The organism is Bacillus sp. PPSBB_2, assembly GCF_045291115.1.
Classification (GTDB): domain Bacteria; phylum Bacillota; class Bacilli; order Bacillales; family Bacillaceae_G; genus Bacillus_A; species Bacillus_A cereus.
Map to the genome: position 1 here is coordinate 4,703,752 of NZ_CP147983.1, position 16,239 is coordinate 4,719,990.

Here is a 16,239-nt window from a genome sequence, read left to right on the forward strand (position 1 = left end):
AGTGAGGTATACACCATGAAACCATTAACAAGTAGACAAGCTGAAATTTTAACTTTCATCCAAGAAAAAGTAGTAGAAAACGGATATCCTCCCACTGTTAGAGAAATTTGCCAAGCAACCGGACTCGCCTCTAGTTCTACAGTACATATGCACTTAATACACTTGGAAGAAAAGGGATATATCCAACGCGATCCATCTAAACCACGTACAATAAAAATTTTGAAAGGAGGATTTATATGATAACGAACCAGGTAGCATACGACAAAAAACTATTAGGAAACAAAATCGAAGGAACATTTAAAGAGGTTAGTTCTTTATTAAGGCTACATGATTCAAGTGAAACTATGTATATTATGGGAGATTGGCACGCCTTTAATGACTTCTGGTCAAAACATGCAGACCTAGCGGAAATTTCTTTAGAAGAAACTCAAGAGCGCCTTCAACAAGTAACGGATTTACTTGAACGAGTTAAAAACCTCTAAAAGCGAAATTAAACGTAATATTTACAGTTGTTGCATGAAATTGGTATGATTTAGGTATTATACCAATTTAATTTTAAGGAGTGGATTTTTTGTTAAACGCATTAGAAGTGATACTATTTCTAGTATCTATTGTGTCAATTATCGTTCTAATTATAGGTTTATTCATGCCTAAAATTGTATTAAGAGGAGAGAAAATCAATCGTTTACGAGTAGTAAAAATTTATCTTTCTACAGCTCTAATTTCATTTATTGTATGTATGGTTTGTATCAATTTAAATCCTGATCGCAAAGATTCTAATAACCAAGACAAAAAGACAGTCGCTACAACTACTGCATCTAGCCAATGGAAGAGTAAAATTACAGAGATAGCTTCAAGTAATAAAACTCCAAATGAAAAATTTGATGAAATTAGTAGATATGCTCATAGTTATAAACCAACTAAAGATGAAATTAAGACTTTTGGAGATGAAATCATTAAAGAATATACAAATAAAACATATATTAAAGATGTATCTAATCATGAATACATGCTCACAAATATCTTTAAATCTGAAGTTGTTGAGAGAAATGCATCCGAAAAGCCATTAAAAGATTTCGCTTTCGACTTCTGGCAAAACTCTAAATACAACTACCGTGGTGTTGAAAATGCAACAAGTAGCGCAACACAAGCAAATGAACGTCAAATGGATAAAGCTTTAGGGAAAATGAACAAATAATGGAGGGACTTTTGCATGAGTTATGACACGATTGCATCGCTACAGCGTATGCAACAATTAGAACAAGCTCAAGCTTCATCTGGTAAACGTTTAGTTCTAAAAAGAGTTTATGAATCAGATAAGATTTCTGCCCTTATTCTCGTTCTCTGTCTCATTGCCATTCCATTTACATTGTGTATATCCCTTTTAGTGGGATTAATTATCTATTACATTAGGGAATTCAAACGCACAACTTATCTGGTTAAAAATGTTGCTACTGGAGAGAAATTCAGAGTGGATAAACAAGACTTCAAACAGTATAAGAAGAATTTTAAGAAGAAAGAAAAGCAAGTTAGAAGAATTTCTGATTTATAATAAAAATCCCCCTCTAAATATAGAAGGGGATTTTTTAAAATATATGTTGGAGAACTCTTTTTCGATAGCACTACATCACCTAAGTAACAATGTAGTAGAAGTTTAGAACAAACAGTGCGCTATCAAAAAACAACATGTAAAATATACAATATTTAAATGTAGAATGTCAATATACTCTTATTTAATTTCTACATAATAAGAACTAGCTGTAATATAAAACACATTACCTCTACTATTCTTCACTTTATATTGCTGCGAGCCATTTACAGATACTTTATCAATGATTGTAAATCCTAATCCTTCATCGACAGTTCCTGCTACATCTCTATCAGCTCAGGAAGCTTTTGAATAGAATCGTAAATCATTCACTTTAGAAACCACACACTTATGATAGAAGTATCCACTATACTTTTCATAATTGTATCCATATTTCATATACGAATGCAGCCATACCAAAAACATTCCATCTAGTTCACCAACTCAGTATACTTTCTTGCAAATTACAACCATTTGACTACATAGACTCATACTGCGTGAGGAAAACATCAACAATTTTCTTTACCCCAAAGAGTACCTTCTCCTCACTCTGAAGGCGCTCTTTATTGTGACATTCCCCGCACCTCACCGTCGTTCGATGAGGCAACTACAACATATAATTTTCTTTTTATCATTTTACAAATGATAATATTTCCCTACAAATTTAGTAATAGATTGAAAAGCATTTCTTGTATCAAAAATAATTTTCGCATGATTAGCAATCTGCTGATATTCAAAATCTGTATGATCTGTAGCTAAAAGAACCAATTGAGCGTTNCCTACACGTGAAAAAGTAGAAACGTGAGGAACGAAATATAAACCACAAGATACACGAAATGAAGGATATTGATGCAAAAAACGTGTTAATTTGCGTAAAGAGTCAATTTGAAATACAGTTTTCAAGAAAAAGCATTTCAGTAAGGCTTTTCTACAGATTGGTGGGCGACCTGTCACAGGCGGAACGCCTTCAATAGTTAAACTGTCTACGTATGCAAATAAAATCTGTAAAATGGATTGATTTTCATCAAATTTGGTTATCATACTAGTAAATCCGTCCTTTCTGGAGATAGTTTCGGTTACTATCATTTTTCCAGGAAAACGGATTTTTTTATGCATTCATTTTTGGATATTTATGAGTTTTGCAACACCCTCTTTATATTTAATTACCACATATACACCATTACACTTTGTTTCCTTTTGAATCATTTAAGTTCACTCTCCTTATAATGATTAATCCATGTAGCAATCTTCATTGTTAATAAAGCAGGCCAGAATATTGCTAAAAGAAAAACCAAAAATAAAGATGACATTAGAATTATATATCCATGCTCCTTATCCTTTTTAATTGCTTCCCTTATGGCTGAATAAATATCTAACGATGCATAAACCATACCTACTATTAGATAAGCTAATAACCAAAGCATTGTCATACACCACCTATATAATTATTTGCTTTCTTCCAAGTCTCAAACTCTTCTTTAGCAAGCCCCAAGCCTTTATCTAACCATTGCAACTGTATCTTGTTTTGTTCCACAATCTCAGAGCTAGTTTTAATTGTTACTACAATCTGTTCTCTTCTAGCCTCTTGTTCTTTAATCCACGCATCCATTTGCTTTACATATATCTCATCTGGACTCATTTACTTAACACCCTCCTTTTTAAATGCAACACGTTTGCGCTTATCTTTACCTAGATAACCTCAAGAACTCTCTCATGCCATCTACAACCTCTTTATCGTTTTCAACAAGCTTACCTTTAACATAGATATCTCCATTGCTTTTCAGAGATACCATTTCTTGTTCACCAACTTTTAAAATGATACTGTCCTGTGAAGTATCTCTTGCTAACTTATTCAAATCTCCATTATGCAACGTTAAAGTCATCTCTACACCACCTATATAATTTTTACATAATAAAAAAACACTCCATAAGGAATGCCTCTTCAATCCTTTGCAAACAATATTGTTTAAAAGGAGCATGTTATGAAATTCTCACAAATACTAATCATTATCTTTGCTGTTATCATTATTATATGGATATGGTTTGTCTAATTAAAAAGAGCAACCGTGCACCAGTTACCCTTTCGTCAATTTCTTATGTTATTACTATAATTCATATTTTCAATAGTTTCGTTTCCCTAAAAGTACCTTCCCTAAAAGTAACCTTACAGATCATCCACAAACTTGATTATCTTTCTTACTTCGGCATGCTTACGTTTAATGTAATTTGGACTATAATTCAAATCACATGCAATTTGTTCTAATGTCATACCATATATGTATTTCTTTACAAGTATTTGATTATCTAGCCCTTTAAACTTACTAATCAATTCCATAAGGTCATACATGGCATTCATTTCATTTGCTAACTCATATTCAATTGCTTCAATACGTTCTTCTACTTTTGCACCTTCCGATTCAACAGTTAAACGTATCTCTCGCAAATCACCACTGACCCAGCGTTTTAATTCAGCTTTTGTTTTATCTAAGTTGTAATCTAAGTATGCAATTCTTTCTTCTAATTTCTGATAGTCTTTCAGCCAGTCAAACAAATGATGATTCACCTACTTTCTATAAAAAACAACAAATCTCTTAAAACACGTTTATTTTCCTTTCTGAGACGCTTTAAAACTTGTACATCTATTTGTATTCAGAAAGAAATAAAACTTCAAATCACTATGATTCTGACGGTCATTTTCATATCGGAACATGTCGATTAGATTCAAACATTGCTTTTATTCCATATCATTAATTTTTAAAACAGAATGACTAGTATCTTGATAATCTAATTTCTCTTGATCCATTGACTCCACTTTTTTCTCAACCAACCTTTGGAAATCATCACTGTTTGCATCTTCTGGTATTTCAACTTCAACAAGAGCTTTATACGTTTTCGTTACTTCCACTTCTACTTGATACTTTTCCATCTTTATACCCCTCCATTTTTTAATAAAATTCTAATTGTATTAATATCCTGAGCCGAAGCCCAGGACACATTTTTATTCAGCAATCGTTTCTTCATCAACAATCTTCAATTGCCCCGGAGCAACATCATTTGTTCCATCAGGATTAACGTTATACTCGACACCTTCATGTTGTTCTTCGTAAAACTCATCAATCGACATTTGCGAAGGTTCTAGAGTAATAGAAACATTTTCACCCGCGAATGGATAAAGTTTATTAATTTTATCTTTCGTATCGCCTTTTACATTGAATTTAAGAACGGTCTTCTTGCTATCACGTTGAATAGAAACAAATTCAGCACCAATTGCTTCAACATCGCTTTTTTCCACAGTTAGATGAACAATAGTACCTGGCATCTTCAATAACTCATCAGCATGTGGTAATTCATCACTTAATACGTGGAACATCAAAACTTCCTTTTTATCATCTTTTTGCATTTTCTTAAATAATACGTTCAATTGAATTTTAGTCATGGTTTATTTCTCCTTTAATTGTTTTAGGTTTCATCAGATAACGCCCTTCTTCAAATACTCACGAGCCATATATAAGAAATGATGATATATGTAATTACCGGTTGTAGTTGGCTCAATAAATACCGTTGAAAATCCATATCGTACTTCAAATGTTTTTAAACTACCAAGTAACGCTTCTGGTTTGTATTGACTTATATACTCACCTTTTAATATTTTTTGATAGCCTTTTAAATCTTCCACAAGAAGAACAAATGGATGTTTAGCAGCACGAATCAATTCATTTTCAAATCTCGTACGATCTTTAATTGATTGAACCAATTCATCTACGCCATTTTTACGTTCTACCCCAGCACTTAAATAAACATCTCGTGTAATGCCCATTTCAGGATTTTTAGGAATTACCGCTGAATAATCGGCTGTATCAATTTTTCTAAGTCTGAATTTAACATCCTTTTTACGGAAATAATCAAGTACATGTTGGTTTTTCTGTTCCCTTGTATCCACCATGATTTCTAATGTATCCAGGATTTCCTTTAACTCTTTTTCTGAGTATCGATAATGTATAGCACTCATATTTATCGCTCCAATAACTCTGGATTTTCGTAAATATTTCCGATGACTTCAATCTCTGTTGCTTCGTTAAATATCGACCATCCGTTACTTCCGTCTGTCTTTTCAAACAGAAAGGCACATTCTATAAACTTAACTATTCCTATTTCGTCAATGTCGCATCCTGGCGTAACGCTATACATATGAACAATATCCCCTTCATAGATCTCCTTACCGTTTTTGTCTTTTAATCCTGTATATTGCTGTGGATCTAAACACACCAACCAATTATCATCTTCATTATTTAATATCCACCAATTGATGCCATCTTTTGATATACATTCGCTATAAACCCAATCCGTTCCATCCCAAGCACGGAATTTTATCTCTCTCATTTTCATGCCCCTTTCTTAAAATAAGCCATCGCACGATTATATAAATTCAATGAAAGCTCGTCCGTTAATTTATTTTCATAGTTAGCCACAGATTCTTTTACATATAACCAACCGTTAAGTGAGAAGTTTAAAGTTAATTCCATAACTAACCTTGCTGCAACTTCATCATGATTAAACCAATCATTTATTTTTGGATTCATGTCTTGCTCAACACCGATAAAAAAATTAATAATTTTATCTATCGTTTGTTTTACTGCATGATCTTGGTCTGAATAATTACCTTGTAAATATTTAATAATCCGTAGCTTGTATTCTTTAATAACCGATTCAATTTCAGGAGCAACCTTTTCAGGATTCTCAATATATAAATCACTTCCATCAAAAACGAGCTTCGCTCCCATCGATTGAACATCAGCACATATTTGTTTTGGATGCATTCAATCACCTATTTCAAAGTTAGTCCAAAAATATAAAGTTTATTATTATTTGATTTCTTTAATACAAGACCCATATTTTTTAGGTTTTTATAAAAAGTTCTTGTACCAATGAACGAAACTTTAGTTAAACCAAATGCTTTCATACAAGCTTTATAAAATAATTGGGCTTCAATTTTTTTATCGATAGCAACAATACATCTTTGTTGAATAAATTCATCTAGATTTTGCGGTTGATTCACTTTTTCAAGATGTTCCATATCACAATCCCCTTAAAAGGAGTTACTGAAGTTATTGAATGAAAATTTTCGATAACTCACCAAAAACCAGTCATATCAATGGTTTAAAGCATATTGAGTTATCAAAGTTACTAAAGTTATCCATTTTTCTATTAAAGGCTATATATTATATATATTTTTTTATTTATTTATTTTCTTAAGAGCCGATATAGGAAACTCAGTAACTTCAATAACTATTCATCTATAAACATTGTTATATCAACGTTTATAAGAGTTATCGAAAAAAGCAGTTCAGTAACTTTAGTAACTATTATCTAAACTTTTTTCCTATTGATTGCAGTTACATTGTGTTTTTCTTCTTTATCTCCAGTTGAGAATAGATTTGCTCCCGCAAATTGATTTAATGTAATTCCAGTAATAAATGTTTTATTACCTGTACCCTTTTCTTTCTTAAATCCACGAATCTCTAATTGACGATAAAAGGCACGATTCTTTAAATCCATTTCATTATTTTGATAGCACCACTTGGTATAACTTTCATAAAGTGATTTCGCTTCAATTTGCGCCGTAGAATGAACCGTACAATTTTCATCAATAAATGGTCCTAATATATCCATGTCTTCACGATATTCGGCTGTCGCTGCCTTCACGGCTTCAGGAGCATGCAATCCTTCGGTCTGCCACTTCATGCAACCTTCAACAGCCCACCGTAAAACTCCAGGCATCTCTTTTGCTAATTTATCAGGTAGATCATAATCAATCTTGTCTTTTGGGATTGTTACGGTAAATGGAATAAGCATAATCCTTCTCCATATACCTTCATCCGAACCTTTTACAATCGGCTTATGGTTGGTAGTGAAGAATACTTTAAATTCAGGTGTAAACTCGAAATATTCCTGGCGTAAGAAACGAGCTGACATCTTTTCTCCACCGGTGATTTGTTTAACCAGAGCTTCAGATAATTGTTGCCCCTCTTCACTCTCAACGGCCGATACAAAACGCGCTCCATCTAATCTGGCCACATCGTTATTGATTCCTGAATCATTTCTCTTTTTCAAGAACGTGTCACTGTTTGTCTGTCTTCCATAATCACCGAGTAGATCCTGGATGATATTAATAAAAGTAGATTTACCATTACGGCCATTACCGAATAAGAAAAACATTACTTGCTCTTTGGTTACACCGGTTAATGAATAACCAATTGCTTTCTGCAGGTAATTTATTAATTCATAATCCGCTTCACCTGCAGGTGTTTTAAAAATACTCTCCAAGAAAGCTTTCCAGTTTGGACACTCAGCATTTCTGTCATACTTGATTGGAGAAATCTTTGTTAATAACAAGTCACGGTCATGCGGTAATAATTCACCTGTTTTTAAATCGATAACTCCGTTATCACAGTTAAATAAAAAGTTATGAGAATCTAATTCTTTCTTTTTCACTGATACCATAGGTCTCACATCCAATATGCTATTTATTCTAATTGACCGTCTTTCACATTTCTTTGCCCAATCATGTAATAACTTTGATTGATATTTATCTTCTGTAGCCTTCGCTTCTCCATATATGGCCCTAAGTGTTTTAGCCGTGATAGCTTCAATCTGTCTCTTACTATCCTCATGCCAATGTTTACCGTTCCATATAAGCCATTCCAATTCATTACAATAACGAACATTCTCGCCATGATAATATGCAATACGTTCTGCATTTCCTAGCTCAGTTAAATGAAACTTTGGTGCTTCATCAATAATTTCCTCAGTATCTTCAATTGAGTTATCGGATATATAAACTTCATATTTTTTCTCTTCGGGCGGTTCATAATCAGCTATTGTGGAAGGAGTTGAAAGAATTGCTGTATCAATTGTCATTTGGCCATATGTGCGGCCATCACTTGAATGTGGTTTATCCCACTTCTCACGAAGTAAGGAAGACTCTCTAAACATCGAATCCATCTTTGCAGCATCTTTATCCGTCCAAAATGCTAAATGGTTGCATAAAGCCATATCAGTTGAAGAATGATCTCCGTTAATCAACATACCCTGGAATAAATCTTTAATGGCTGCACCGCTTTTACTATCAAACATTCGCTCCCATAATTCTGCATTCGATAAACTAGTAATATCTTCTCGTTCGAATGAAGTAGTGCTTTGTTTCTTTTCTGGCTTTGGCTTTTCTTTCAAATACTTCTCAAATAAAACTTTTAATTCTTCTGTTCTATCTTCCACAGGAACTTGATCCAAGCAATCACCGGTGAAAGTAAAATAGCGTCCATGTCTGTACACTTCTAATCCGATATCAACATTTTTCCGTCCTGTACCTGGTCCTTTTAATGGTAGCTTACCTTTTGCAATAATGTGGATGCCATCACCACTTGGTGAATATTCCGTGTAACTATTTACGATTTCAATAACATCCTCAGCTAAACTTGTAAGAGCACCTTCCTGAATACAATGGTCAATATCTATTCCAATGAATGGATCATCCTTTGAAAACATGAATCCAATTCCGTCATAATCTCCTTGTTCAAAGAATTTTATGATCGTTGGGAACGTTGACCAGCTCCGTTTATTATTCGATTGAGCCATTTCCCCATTGATTTGATAAGGAACTTTTGTTTTCTTACCATTTCTTACTTCTGACCGCCATAAGATCCAATGAGGAGTATTTTTAAGCTCTGCCGGTATTTGATTAAATTTATATCTCATTTGATTTTCTCCCTTTGGAAAAGGGAGCCGTTAGTAGCTCCCTCCTATTTGAATCTTGTTAATTAACTTTTAGAACGGAACATCCTCATCCGAAACTGTAAATCCAGTACTTGGAGCCGATGCTTCTGATTCTTTAAATCCATTTACTTGTGGATATTTTTTACCGTTATATTCACGCTCACCTACTACTACACGAAGATGTTTATTTAAAAGTGTATCTGCCCATTCTTTATAAGAAGCAAACTTCATTCCTGTTGGAAAAGCTGCCGCTTTAGAAATCGCTTGTAATCTCCACATTGATTTTTTAGTTACAACAAAATTATCAAATAAGAGCTTCTGTCCTTGGAATGCCTGGTCTACATCACTACGAATTTCATAATCCACAACAATCATGTTGTTTCCAGATTCAGCGTTTTTTAATTCATAATTAACAACTATTACCTCATATTCTCCTGGCTTAACTTGTTCAAATCCTTTAGCTTGTTCATGATCTACTGTAAACATTATTTTTCCTCCTTGTTGTTAAAAACTTGTAATCTATCTAAAGCAGCATTTAAATATTTAAGATTGAAATCTTGAAGTTTTTGTTTTGTTTTAAACTCAATTTCATCTAGCATCTTCGCTGCTTCATCACTGGATTCAACAATTTCTATAATTTTTGCAATAAGAGCATTTCTTTCATTCTCTTGCTCCGCTCTTACATCCACACCAAGTTCTAACCATTTATAAATGATTGCACCATGCTCTGGCTTAATTAATTCACCATTTTCATTTATTAAATTAGAATTATCTTTAGTTGGGGTAGCTGTATGATTTTGCTCCATACGTAGAACAATCATGAATTCGTACTCCAAATCATCTTTCTGAATTGGTTTTAATCCTAACTTACGAATTTGAAGCTTATCATTATCATCACGCTCAGCTTGATATTCTTGTTTAGTACGTAACGTAGCGATAATATGAACATCATTTTCTGTAAGTGATTTAATGAACTCTTTAATAACCGGCTTCATTGTTTTCCAATCTTGAAAACGCCCACCTAAATCTTGCTGCTGGTCCAAGATACCTCCGATACCTTCCCAAGCATGTGAAAGACTATCTGCAATAACAACCTCACAACCACTTTTCTTTAATAATTCAATCGCTTGTTGGTATCGCACTGTAGAATATGGTGCATCAAGTTCTACATATTTAAAGCTACCAATCTTGTAACCTTTAATTGTATTGTTCGCATAAAGAAGTGAGCGTTTGTGCTCCGTATCAATAACACCAATCTTCTTCCACAATACTTCTTCTGGTAAATCAGGATAAGCTTCTTTCATCATTCCATATGCCAGGATTAAAGAAGTTAATGTTTTACCTCCGCCACTTGCACCGAATAATGCTATACAAGCTTTCAGTTTTTCACGTTGTGCATCGGTTACTTGCAACATATTTATACCTCCACACTATAAGAGATAAATTCAGGTTTAACCGTAATCCCTGGAACAATTTGTCCATTTTCATCCACAACGACTTTTTCTTCACCGATTTCTACAATCTTTAATTTCTTCTTAAAATCAGCCCATTTGACTTCTGTTTTTAAGCAATCATCAAGCTCGTTTTCAATGGCATATTGAAGTACCTGGGCTTTATCTTTTTGCTCCGGCGCTTCACTACTCTTACGAGTTTTTGATTTACCATAAGGCGTACTAATTGTTTTCTGTTTTGGATCCATTTCAAGCTGTTCCATATGATAACGTCGGATATGAGTTTCAAAGAATGAAATATCATTGTGGATGGGTTTCAATTCACTTTGCTCCCATTGTGTAATGCGATCACGTTCAACATTTGCTAGTGTTGTAACTTCTTTTTCTTGCGCTTTAAGTGCTGAAATTTTACGGAATGCCCAGTTCAAACTATTAATATCCGTAATTTCAAACTGTTGCTCTGCATCTTGCAATTGGTCTACTTCTAATAATTCATTTTGTTGTAATGCATTCATCGATATTACCTCCAAGTTTAGTTTTTAATTTTTCTAAAGTATAAAGAGAGAAATAAATCACATGGTCACTAATAAACGAAACTTCATAAGGATAATCCTTTGATTCACGTTTTAGTATTAATGGTTTAACCTTTGATTCATCCAACAATGATTCCAATACTTCATTACTGAGATGAACCTCTTTTCCACGAACACTGATAATGCCATGTTCATTTCGTGCTTCACGAATAGCTTGTACAGCTTTAGCAACTTCTTTAATACTCATTAATATGTAACCTCCTAATCTATAAGTTTGGAATTTTACGAGTCGCACCAGTAGTTCGATGAACCAAATGCATTTCTCCATTTACTTTCTTATAAATCAACCAATCCTCTGAATTTAAATCATGTGATTGAATATGAATCTTTTCACGTTTGTTTGGCTTTTTACCGTTCTTCATGTTTGTCCTCCTTAATCATCATTGGAGTAAGTTCAAATGTCTTATCAACAATACTTTTTATATCAATCGTTAATTCTTCAAAGGCCTTATTTTTTCATTGTAAAAGCCAACTACAATACTTAACGGCTTTACAAATTTAACAATGCAAGGTGTACTAATTTCTGTACGTCTGCTGTAGTTGTATTTACTCAACCAATATGCAGTTCCACTTTGAATGTTTTCCGTATCAAATTGCGGTTTATTTACTATCATGCCTTTCACTCCTTTACACAAAGTCAATTCATGCTATAATGACCTCAACATGTGTTTTTATTAGACCGTCAGCCCCAACTGGCGGTTTCTCTTCAATGTTCGCTTTCCTAAGAAAAATGTTCTTAAATTTAACGGTGTATACTTAGGATTGATTTTGAGAAATGCTTCATTTTTCTTTTTATTCACTGTGGATTTCCCCATCTCAAATTTCCTTGCAATTTCTCTTGTCGTATATCCCTCACCCACGTGCAGAATGATTAATTTTTCCTTTTCTTCTAGCACGCTTGTTACTTCTTCAAATTCAACTGATAACAGTGCTTCTTCTTCCACATTGATAGGAGAAACTGCATAAAATTCATTTACTGTTTCTTCATCTCGATGCAAATCAATTGAATGAATATTGATTTGATTTTTCTCCTCATGACTCACTTTTCTACTTACTTTAAAAGGCGTTCCTCTCATATGCAGTTCATCACTCATTGCCCATTTCATACCTTTCATACCTTTCATACCTTTCATAACATATGCATTAAAGGTTTCCGCTCTCCCTGGATCATATTTCACACAACAAGCCCATAAGTGCATACGACCAACTTGAATTAAATCGTCCAACTCCATGTTGTTCATTTCTGCAATTTGCTTGGCTCTTAACATACTTCCAAACCTTTGTTTAATTGCCGCTATCACTAAATGTTGTTTCTATTCAAACAACTCTTCAGGTGTCATTTTCTTTTACCACCCTTTCTTTAATTATTGAACTTGATAGCATTCAACTTCGTATTCTTCTGTCAAATATTGCTTTAAATTCTGTTCAAGTACAACATCGCAATCAAACACAAAGTAAGTTTCATCTTTCATAATTTCATTACCATAAAAATCTTCAATTGGATAATCCGGTTCCTTAACCGATTCCTTTTCAGTGATGTCTTCCACAAATATTGCATCGATATTACTTAAACCAATGTGGAATGGAATTTTCTCATTAGCACCTGCATATTCGATTTTTGTTAAAGAACCAAACCCATTTTTAAATGTTGCAAATTCCTTAGCTGTAAAGCTTACTGTTGCTCCTGACTTAAAAATAACCGTTACTTCCTTCAATTAATTCACCTCATTCATTTTCTTTTCCATTTCAACCCACTCTTGCGGAAATACAATCTTTCCATCGAGTGCATGAATTACAGTAAAATCATCTTCATCGCAAATTCGAACTTCAGGGAAAATACACTTTTGTAAATTTACGTAATTCCAAGTTTCTTGTGCATTTGCAAGGTTAACCGCTGGACAAAATTCTCCGTCTTTCTCAATAAAGCAATAACCTTTGAACAATTAACTCACCTCCCTTCGATTTGAAACCTTACGGTTCATTTCCCTTAATTGACACTTTGCTTCTAATTCAGTAATGAGTAATAACGCTGGACTATTTCTCATTTCTGCACATCTTTTTACAACATCTGATGCTTTCATTAATTTACTTGCGGATAATACTCCGTTCATGATTGGTCACCTTCCTTATATAATTTTTCTTTACGTTCTTCTTCTAAAATACGAGGGATAGATGTTTTCATGAAGAATTCCACCATTCTTAACTTTGTTTCTTCACTTGGTGGATTATCCAATACAGTTCGTTCCATTAACAGCACCATCCATCTCCGAAACTTCATGTTTCATGAAGTTAGTTGGTAAAAAAATTTCTTCAATACCTTTTCCAAGTTTTTGAGCGATCAAGAACATTTCATTGGCTTTAAATTGGGTAACTCCATGCTCTTTATTAACATATGTTCTTTTATCAGTTCCTATTAAATCAGCCATATCTTGCTGCGTTAACCTGTTATACATACGCAATGATACTAGTTTTTCTTGCAAAATAATCCACCTCACTTTCAATAACTTCATATTACATGAAGTTATGACATAATTCAACAATTATTTTCATATTTTATGAAATTTATTATTTATTTTCTTGTTATATGAAATTTTTAGTTTAAAACTTCATGAAATATGATATAATAAAGTAAGAAAGAAGGTGAAACTTCATGAAACAAGATGTTTCTAAATATGTTGGTCAACAAATTAAAAACTTTAGGAAACTAAAGAAAATGACACAAAAAGAATTGGGTTTACAAATAGGAAAAAAACATAATACAATTTCATCTTATGAAAATGGTACAAATGAACCTGAGCAAGATGTGCTCTTCGCAATTGCACAAGCATTAGATATATCCATTAATGATTTGTTTCCGCCTACAAATGAGGTGTATAAAGCTAATAATCAAATTATTTCTTTAGTAAATGAATCTGATTACACTTATTTCCCAACTTCAATTTCAGCTGGTTTACCTATACAAGTTGACGGAATGACAGAAATGGATTTGGAAACTATACGTATTCCTGATTCATTAATGGGGAAATGGGCAGGTAGAGAAGATATTTTTATGACTCGTGTTAATGGTGATTCAATGAATAAAGTCATACCTCACTCTTCTTTAATTGCCGTAAAAGAAGTGACATTAGAAGAACTTTATGATAATGACATGGTTGTTTTTAGTAATGGGTGTGATTATTGTGTAAAGCGTTTCTTTAATGACAAGGAAAATAAACGGTTAATATTCCGACCAGACTCTTATGATAATTGTTTCTTTGATTACACAGTATCTTACGAAGATGCCGCTAATATAAAAATACACGGTAAAGTAGTAATGTACTTAGTTTCATTAGACTAATACAAAAGGTGATTAAATCCTTAGCGCTAGGAATTTAATGGACAGCCCGTACAGCTGTCCTATTTTTTTAAAAGGAGAGATAATAGTGACTGTTGGGATTTATATAAGAGTAAGTACAGAGGAACAAGCACGAGATGGTTTTTCTATCTCAGCTCAACGCGAAAAATTAAAAGCATATTGTGTAGCACAAGACTGGGATAATTTTAAGTTTTATGTGGATGAAGGTGTATCAGCAAAGGATACGAATCGACCACAATTAAGTATTTTATTAAATCATATTCAGCAAGGCTTAATCACTACTGTTCTCGTTTATCGTTTAGATCGTTTAACTCGTTCTGTTATGGATCTGTACAAGTTACTTGATGCATTTGATAAATATAACTGTGCTTTTAAATCTGCAACAGAGGTTTATGATACTTCTACAGCAATGGGAAGAATGTTCATTACAATTGTTGCTGCACTTGCTCAATGGGAACGAGAAAATTTAGGTGAACGTGTAAGAATGGGTCAATTAGAAAAAGCTAGACAAGGAGAATATTCAGCAAAAGCTCCTTTTGGATTCGATAAAAATAAACATAACAAACTTGTAATAAATGAGATTGAAAGTAAAGTGGTTTTAGATATGGTAAGAAAAATTGAAGAAGGTTACTCCATCAGACAACTCGCCATCCATCTAGACAGCTACGTTAAGCCTATAAGGGGCTACAAATGGCATATACGTACCATATTAGATATTCTTTCTAATAACGCCCTGTACGGAGCTATAAAGTGGTCTAACGAAATAATTGAAGGTGCACATGAAGGAATCCTTACTAAGGAGTGGTTTATACAATTACAAAAGATATTATCTAGCAGACAAAACATTAAAAAGAGACAAACACATTCAATTTTTATATACCAAATGAAATTAATATGTCCTAATTGTGGGAATCGTTTAAGTAGTGAACGATCCAGATATTACAGAAAAAAAGATGAGCAACATGTGGAGTGTAATCAATATCGATGCCAGTCGTGTGCACTGAATAAACTTACAACTAAACCTTTTGCTACTAGTGAAAGAAAGTTAGAAACTGCATTAATGAATTACATTTCAAATTTACAGTTTAAACAAGTACCTAAAATAAATAATGAAAATAACGAATTAGAAATACTAAAAAAACAAATAAAAAAAGTGGAAAAACAAAGAGAAAAATACCAAAAGGCTTGGTCAAACGACTTAATGACAGACGATGAATTTACAGAACGGATGAATGAAACAAAAATACTATTGAATTCTGCCAAAGAAAAGTTACAAACTTTAGAGGTGAATAACCATCAAGAGATAGATGTAGCTGTGATAAAAGAAAAAGTGAATAATATCAAAAAGAATTGGTCTCATCTATCTCCTGACGAAAAGAAACAATTTATGAGCATGTTTATAGAGAGTATCAAAATTGATAAAAAAGATGGAGTAACAGAAGTATTAGATATAGAATTTTATTAGTGTTTATGTTACAT

At 33.2% G+C, this 16,239-nt stretch carries 29 protein-coding genes and 2 pseudogenes; 6 read left to right on the forward strand and 25 right to left on the reverse strand.

From position 1 onward, the window contains the following. The first annotated feature begins 15 nt into the window (after nt 1-15). The 4 genes from V6946_RS23725 to V6946_RS23740 all read left to right on the forward strand — a co-directional run bounded on the left by V6946_RS23725 (nt 16) and on the right by V6946_RS23740 (nt 1,552). On the forward strand, nt 16-240 hold the full coding sequence (locus V6946_RS23725) for a helix-turn-helix domain-containing protein (protein ID WP_006927531.1): 225 nt from the start codon (nt 16-18) through the stop codon (nt 238-240). Continuing rightward, nucleotides 237-482, forward strand: a complete 246-nt coding sequence (locus tag V6946_RS23730; RefSeq protein ID WP_006927529.1) for a hypothetical protein — start codon at nt 237-239, stop codon at nt 480-482. The genes V6946_RS23725 and V6946_RS23730 overlap by 4 nt, the downstream gene beginning before the upstream one ends. A gap of 89 nt (nt 483-571) precedes the next feature. After that, nucleotides 572-1,198, forward strand: coding sequence for a hypothetical protein (locus V6946_RS23735; protein ID WP_006928792.1), 627 nt, complete (start codon nt 572-574; stop codon nt 1,196-1,198). 15 nt (nt 1,199-1,213) lie between these two features. Next, a complete protein-coding gene (locus V6946_RS23740) occupies nt 1,214-1,552 on the forward strand; it encodes a hypothetical protein (RefSeq protein WP_366982238.1) in 339 nt (112 codons plus the stop codon). Between the two features lie 177 nt (nt 1,553-1,729). Here the strand turns inward: V6946_RS23740 and V6946_RS23745 are convergent. From V6946_RS23745 to V6946_RS23865, 25 genes and pseudogenes are all read right to left on the reverse strand, one after another. Further along, a pseudogene (locus V6946_RS23745) lies at nt 1,730-1,939 on the reverse strand (N-acetylmuramoyl-L-alanine amidase); the annotation flags it as partial. Between the two features lie 429 nt (nt 1,940-2,368). Further along, nucleotides 2,369-2,629 (reverse strand): annotated as a pseudogene (locus V6946_RS23750) (transposase); the annotation flags it as partial. A 161-nt stretch (nt 2,630-2,790) separates the two neighbouring features. Further along, a complete protein-coding gene (locus tag V6946_RS23755; protein WP_033692844.1) occupies nt 2,791-3,012 on the reverse strand; it encodes a hypothetical protein in 222 nt (73 codons plus the stop codon). A gap of 2 nt (nt 3,013-3,014) precedes the next feature. Next, on the reverse strand, nt 3,015-3,227 hold the full coding sequence (locus tag V6946_RS23760; protein WP_006927166.1) for a hypothetical protein: 213 nt from the start codon (nt 3,225-3,227) through the stop codon (nt 3,015-3,017). Nucleotides 3,228-3,273: 46 nt separating this feature from the next. Further along, the gene (locus V6946_RS23765) at nt 3,274-3,471 is read right to left on the reverse strand and encodes a hypothetical protein (protein ID WP_366981640.1); all 198 of its coding nucleotides are present in this window, start codon (nt 3,469-3,471) and stop codon (nt 3,274-3,276) included. 281 nt (nt 3,472-3,752) lie between these two features. Continuing rightward, on the reverse strand, nt 3,753-4,139 hold the full coding sequence (locus V6946_RS23770; RefSeq protein ID WP_006927170.1) for a hypothetical protein: 387 nt from the start codon (nt 4,137-4,139) through the stop codon (nt 3,753-3,755). 183 nt (nt 4,140-4,322) lie between these two features. Further along, nucleotides 4,323-4,514, reverse strand: coding sequence for a hypothetical protein (locus V6946_RS23775; protein WP_000417532.1), 192 nt, complete (start codon nt 4,512-4,514; stop codon nt 4,323-4,325). A gap of 72 nt (nt 4,515-4,586) precedes the next feature. Continuing rightward, on the reverse strand, nt 4,587-5,024 hold the full coding sequence (locus V6946_RS23780) for a hypothetical protein (RefSeq protein ID WP_006927174.1): 438 nt from the start codon (nt 5,022-5,024) through the stop codon (nt 4,587-4,589). Between the two features lie 33 nt (nt 5,025-5,057). After that, complete coding sequence (locus tag V6946_RS23785; protein WP_006927176.1) at nt 5,058-5,597, reverse strand: ERCC4 domain-containing protein; 540 nt, start codon at nt 5,595-5,597, stop codon at nt 5,058-5,060. A gap of 2 nt (nt 5,598-5,599) precedes the next feature. Then, entirely contained in the window at nt 5,600-5,968 is a 369-nt protein-coding gene (locus V6946_RS23790; RefSeq protein WP_006927178.1) for a YopX family protein, read from the reverse strand. 2 nt (nt 5,969-5,970) lie between these two features. After that, nucleotides 5,971-6,405: a hypothetical protein gene (locus V6946_RS23795; protein WP_006927181.1), complete on the reverse strand. Its 435-nt coding sequence runs from the start codon at nt 6,403-6,405 to the stop codon at nt 5,971-5,973. Nucleotides 6,406-6,413: 8 nt separating this feature from the next. Further along, nucleotides 6,414-6,662: a hypothetical protein gene (locus V6946_RS23800; protein ID WP_006927183.1), complete on the reverse strand. Its 249-nt coding sequence runs from the start codon at nt 6,660-6,662 to the stop codon at nt 6,414-6,416. 293 nt (nt 6,663-6,955) lie between these two features. Next, a complete protein-coding gene (locus V6946_RS23805) occupies nt 6,956-9,343 on the reverse strand; it encodes a phage/plasmid primase, P4 family (protein WP_406622128.1) in 2,388 nt (795 codons plus the stop codon). Between the two features lie 69 nt (nt 9,344-9,412). After that, entirely contained in the window at nt 9,413-9,847 is a 435-nt protein-coding gene (locus tag V6946_RS23810; RefSeq protein ID WP_006927188.1) for a DUF669 domain-containing protein, read from the reverse strand. Further along, nucleotides 9,847-10,776 carry an AAA family ATPase gene (locus V6946_RS23815; protein ID WP_006927190.1) on the reverse strand — a complete coding sequence of 310 codons (930 nt, stop codon included), beginning with the start codon at nt 10,774-10,776 and terminating at the stop codon, nt 9,847-9,849. Before V6946_RS23815 ends, V6946_RS23810 begins: the two co-directional genes overlap by 1 nt. Before the next feature lie 2 nt (nt 10,777-10,778). After that, nucleotides 10,779-11,327, reverse strand: a complete 549-nt coding sequence (locus V6946_RS23820; protein WP_366981638.1) for a host-nuclease inhibitor Gam family protein — start codon at nt 11,325-11,327, stop codon at nt 10,779-10,781. Then, nucleotides 11,305-11,592 (reverse strand): hypothetical protein, encoded by a 288-nt coding sequence (locus V6946_RS23825; protein WP_000023094.1) that lies wholly within the window; start codon nt 11,590-11,592, stop codon nt 11,305-11,307. Before V6946_RS23825 ends, V6946_RS23820 begins: the two co-directional genes overlap by 23 nt. A 19-nt stretch (nt 11,593-11,611) precedes the next feature. Further along, nucleotides 11,612-11,767, reverse strand: coding sequence for a DUF6906 family protein (locus tag V6946_RS23830; RefSeq protein WP_006927194.1), 156 nt, complete (start codon nt 11,765-11,767; stop codon nt 11,612-11,614). A 69-nt stretch (nt 11,768-11,836) separates the two neighbouring features. Beyond that, nucleotides 11,837-12,019 (reverse strand): hypothetical protein, encoded by a 183-nt coding sequence (locus tag V6946_RS23835; protein ID WP_366981636.1) that lies wholly within the window; start codon nt 12,017-12,019, stop codon nt 11,837-11,839. A 60-nt stretch (nt 12,020-12,079) separates the two neighbouring features. Continuing rightward, the gene (locus V6946_RS23840) at nt 12,080-12,706 is read right to left on the reverse strand and encodes a sigma-70 family RNA polymerase sigma factor (RefSeq protein WP_366981635.1); all 627 of its coding nucleotides are present in this window, start codon (nt 12,704-12,706) and stop codon (nt 12,080-12,082) included. 63 nt (nt 12,707-12,769) lie between these two features. Further along, the gene (locus V6946_RS23845; protein WP_406622129.1) at nt 12,770-13,120 is read right to left on the reverse strand and encodes a YqaI family protein; all 351 of its coding nucleotides are present in this window, start codon (nt 13,118-13,120) and stop codon (nt 12,770-12,772) included. Beyond that, the gene (locus V6946_RS23850; protein ID WP_006921265.1) at nt 13,121-13,348 is read right to left on the reverse strand and encodes a hypothetical protein; all 228 of its coding nucleotides are present in this window, start codon (nt 13,346-13,348) and stop codon (nt 13,121-13,123) included. Continuing rightward, the gene (locus V6946_RS23855) at nt 13,349-13,516 is read right to left on the reverse strand and encodes a hypothetical protein (protein WP_006921264.1); all 168 of its coding nucleotides are present in this window, start codon (nt 13,514-13,516) and stop codon (nt 13,349-13,351) included. It lies immediately after the preceding gene. Continuing rightward, complete coding sequence (locus V6946_RS23860) at nt 13,513-13,653, reverse strand: hypothetical protein (RefSeq protein WP_006921263.1); 141 nt, start codon at nt 13,651-13,653, stop codon at nt 13,513-13,515. The genes V6946_RS23855 and V6946_RS23860 overlap by 4 nt, the downstream gene beginning before the upstream one ends. Next, complete coding sequence (locus V6946_RS23865; protein WP_006921261.1) at nt 13,631-13,885, reverse strand: helix-turn-helix transcriptional regulator; 255 nt, start codon at nt 13,883-13,885, stop codon at nt 13,631-13,633. Before V6946_RS23865 ends, V6946_RS23860 begins: the two co-directional genes overlap by 23 nt. A gap of 170 nt (nt 13,886-14,055) precedes the next feature. Here V6946_RS23865 and V6946_RS23870 point away from each other — a divergent pair, with 170 nt between their 5' ends. Continuing rightward, nucleotides 14,056-14,742, forward strand: a complete 687-nt coding sequence (locus V6946_RS23870) for an XRE family transcriptional regulator (protein ID WP_000806798.1) — start codon at nt 14,056-14,058, stop codon at nt 14,740-14,742. An 85-nt stretch (nt 14,743-14,827) separates the two neighbouring features. Then, the gene (locus V6946_RS23875) at nt 14,828-16,225 is read left to right on the forward strand and encodes a recombinase family protein (RefSeq protein ID WP_406622130.1); all 1,398 of its coding nucleotides are present in this window, start codon (nt 14,828-14,830) and stop codon (nt 16,223-16,225) included. Nucleotides 16,226-16,239: the final 14 nt, after the last annotated feature.

What these genes read in the sequence shown, in the direction of transcription:
- V6946_RS23800 (WP_006927183.1), bottom strand. Translation starts at nt 6,662, where the DNA reads ATGGAACATCTTGAAAAAGTGAATCAACCGCAAAATCTAGATGAATTT.
- V6946_RS23785 (WP_006927176.1), bottom strand. Translation starts at nt 5,597, where the DNA reads ATGAGTGCTATACATTATCGATACTCAGAAAAAGAGTTAAAGGAAATC.
- V6946_RS23775 (WP_000417532.1), bottom strand. Translation starts at nt 4,514, where the DNA reads ATGGAAAAGTATCAAGTAGAAGTGGAAGTAACGAAAACGTATAAAGCT.
- V6946_RS23860 (WP_006921263.1), bottom strand. Translation starts at nt 13,653, where the DNA reads ATGGAACGAACTGTATTGGATAATCCACCAAGTGAAGAAACAAAGTTA.
- V6946_RS23815 (WP_006927190.1), bottom strand. Translation starts at nt 10,776, where the DNA reads ATGTTGCAAGTAACCGATGCACAACGTGAAAAACTGAAAGCTTGTATA.
- V6946_RS23855 (WP_006921264.1), bottom strand. Translation starts at nt 13,516, where the DNA reads ATGAACGGAGTATTATCCGCAAGTAAATTAATGAAAGCATCAGATGTT.
- V6946_RS23835 (WP_366981636.1), bottom strand. Translation starts at nt 12,019, where the DNA reads ATGATAGTAAATAAACCGCAATTTGATACGGAAAACATTCAAAGTGGA.
- V6946_RS23780 (WP_006927174.1), bottom strand. Translation starts at nt 5,024, where the DNA reads ATGACTAAAATTCAATTGAACGTATTATTTAAGAAAATGCAAAAAGAT.
- V6946_RS23760 (WP_006927166.1), bottom strand. Translation starts at nt 3,227, where the DNA reads ATGAGTCCAGATGAGATATATGTAAAGCAAATGGATGCGTGGATTAAA.
- V6946_RS23830 (WP_006927194.1), bottom strand. Translation starts at nt 11,767, where the DNA reads ATGAAGAACGGTAAAAAGCCAAACAAACGTGAAAAGATTCATATTCAA.
- V6946_RS23755 (WP_033692844.1), bottom strand. Translation starts at nt 3,012, where the DNA reads ATGCTTTGGTTATTAGCTTATCTAATAGTAGGTATGGTTTATGCATCG.
- V6946_RS23825 (WP_000023094.1), bottom strand. Translation starts at nt 11,592, where the DNA reads ATGAGTATTAAAGAAGTTGCTAAAGCTGTACAAGCTATTCGTGAAGCA.
- V6946_RS23795 (WP_006927181.1), bottom strand. Translation starts at nt 6,405, where the DNA reads ATGCATCCAAAACAAATATGTGCTGATGTTCAATCGATGGGAGCGAAG.
- V6946_RS23765 (WP_366981640.1), bottom strand. Translation starts at nt 3,471, where the DNA reads ATGACTTTAACGTTGCATAATGGAGATTTGAATAAGTTAGCAAGAGAT.
- V6946_RS23730 (WP_006927529.1), top strand. Translation starts at nt 237, where the DNA reads ATGATAACGAACCAGGTAGCATACGACAAAAAACTATTAGGAAACAAA.
- V6946_RS23870 (WP_000806798.1), top strand. Translation starts at nt 14,056, where the DNA reads ATGAAACAAGATGTTTCTAAATATGTTGGTCAACAAATTAAAAACTTT.
- V6946_RS23740 (WP_366982238.1), top strand. Translation starts at nt 1,214, where the DNA reads ATGAGTTATGACACGATTGCATCGCTACAGCGTATGCAACAATTAGAA.
- V6946_RS23790 (WP_006927178.1), bottom strand. Translation starts at nt 5,968, where the DNA reads ATGAGAGAGATAAAATTCCGTGCTTGGGATGGAACGGATTGGGTTTAT.
- V6946_RS23810 (WP_006927188.1), bottom strand. Translation starts at nt 9,847, where the DNA reads ATGTTTACAGTAGATCATGAACAAGCTAAAGGATTTGAACAAGTTAAG.
- V6946_RS23805 (WP_406622128.1), bottom strand. Translation starts at nt 9,343, where the DNA reads ATGAGATATAAATTTAATCAAATACCGGCAGAGCTTAAAAATACTCCT.
- V6946_RS23725 (WP_006927531.1), top strand. Translation starts at nt 16, where the DNA reads ATGAAACCATTAACAAGTAGACAAGCTGAAATTTTAACTTTCATCCAA.
- V6946_RS23820 (WP_366981638.1), bottom strand. Translation starts at nt 11,327, where the DNA reads ATGAATGCATTACAACAAAATGAATTATTAGAAGTAGACCAATTGCAA.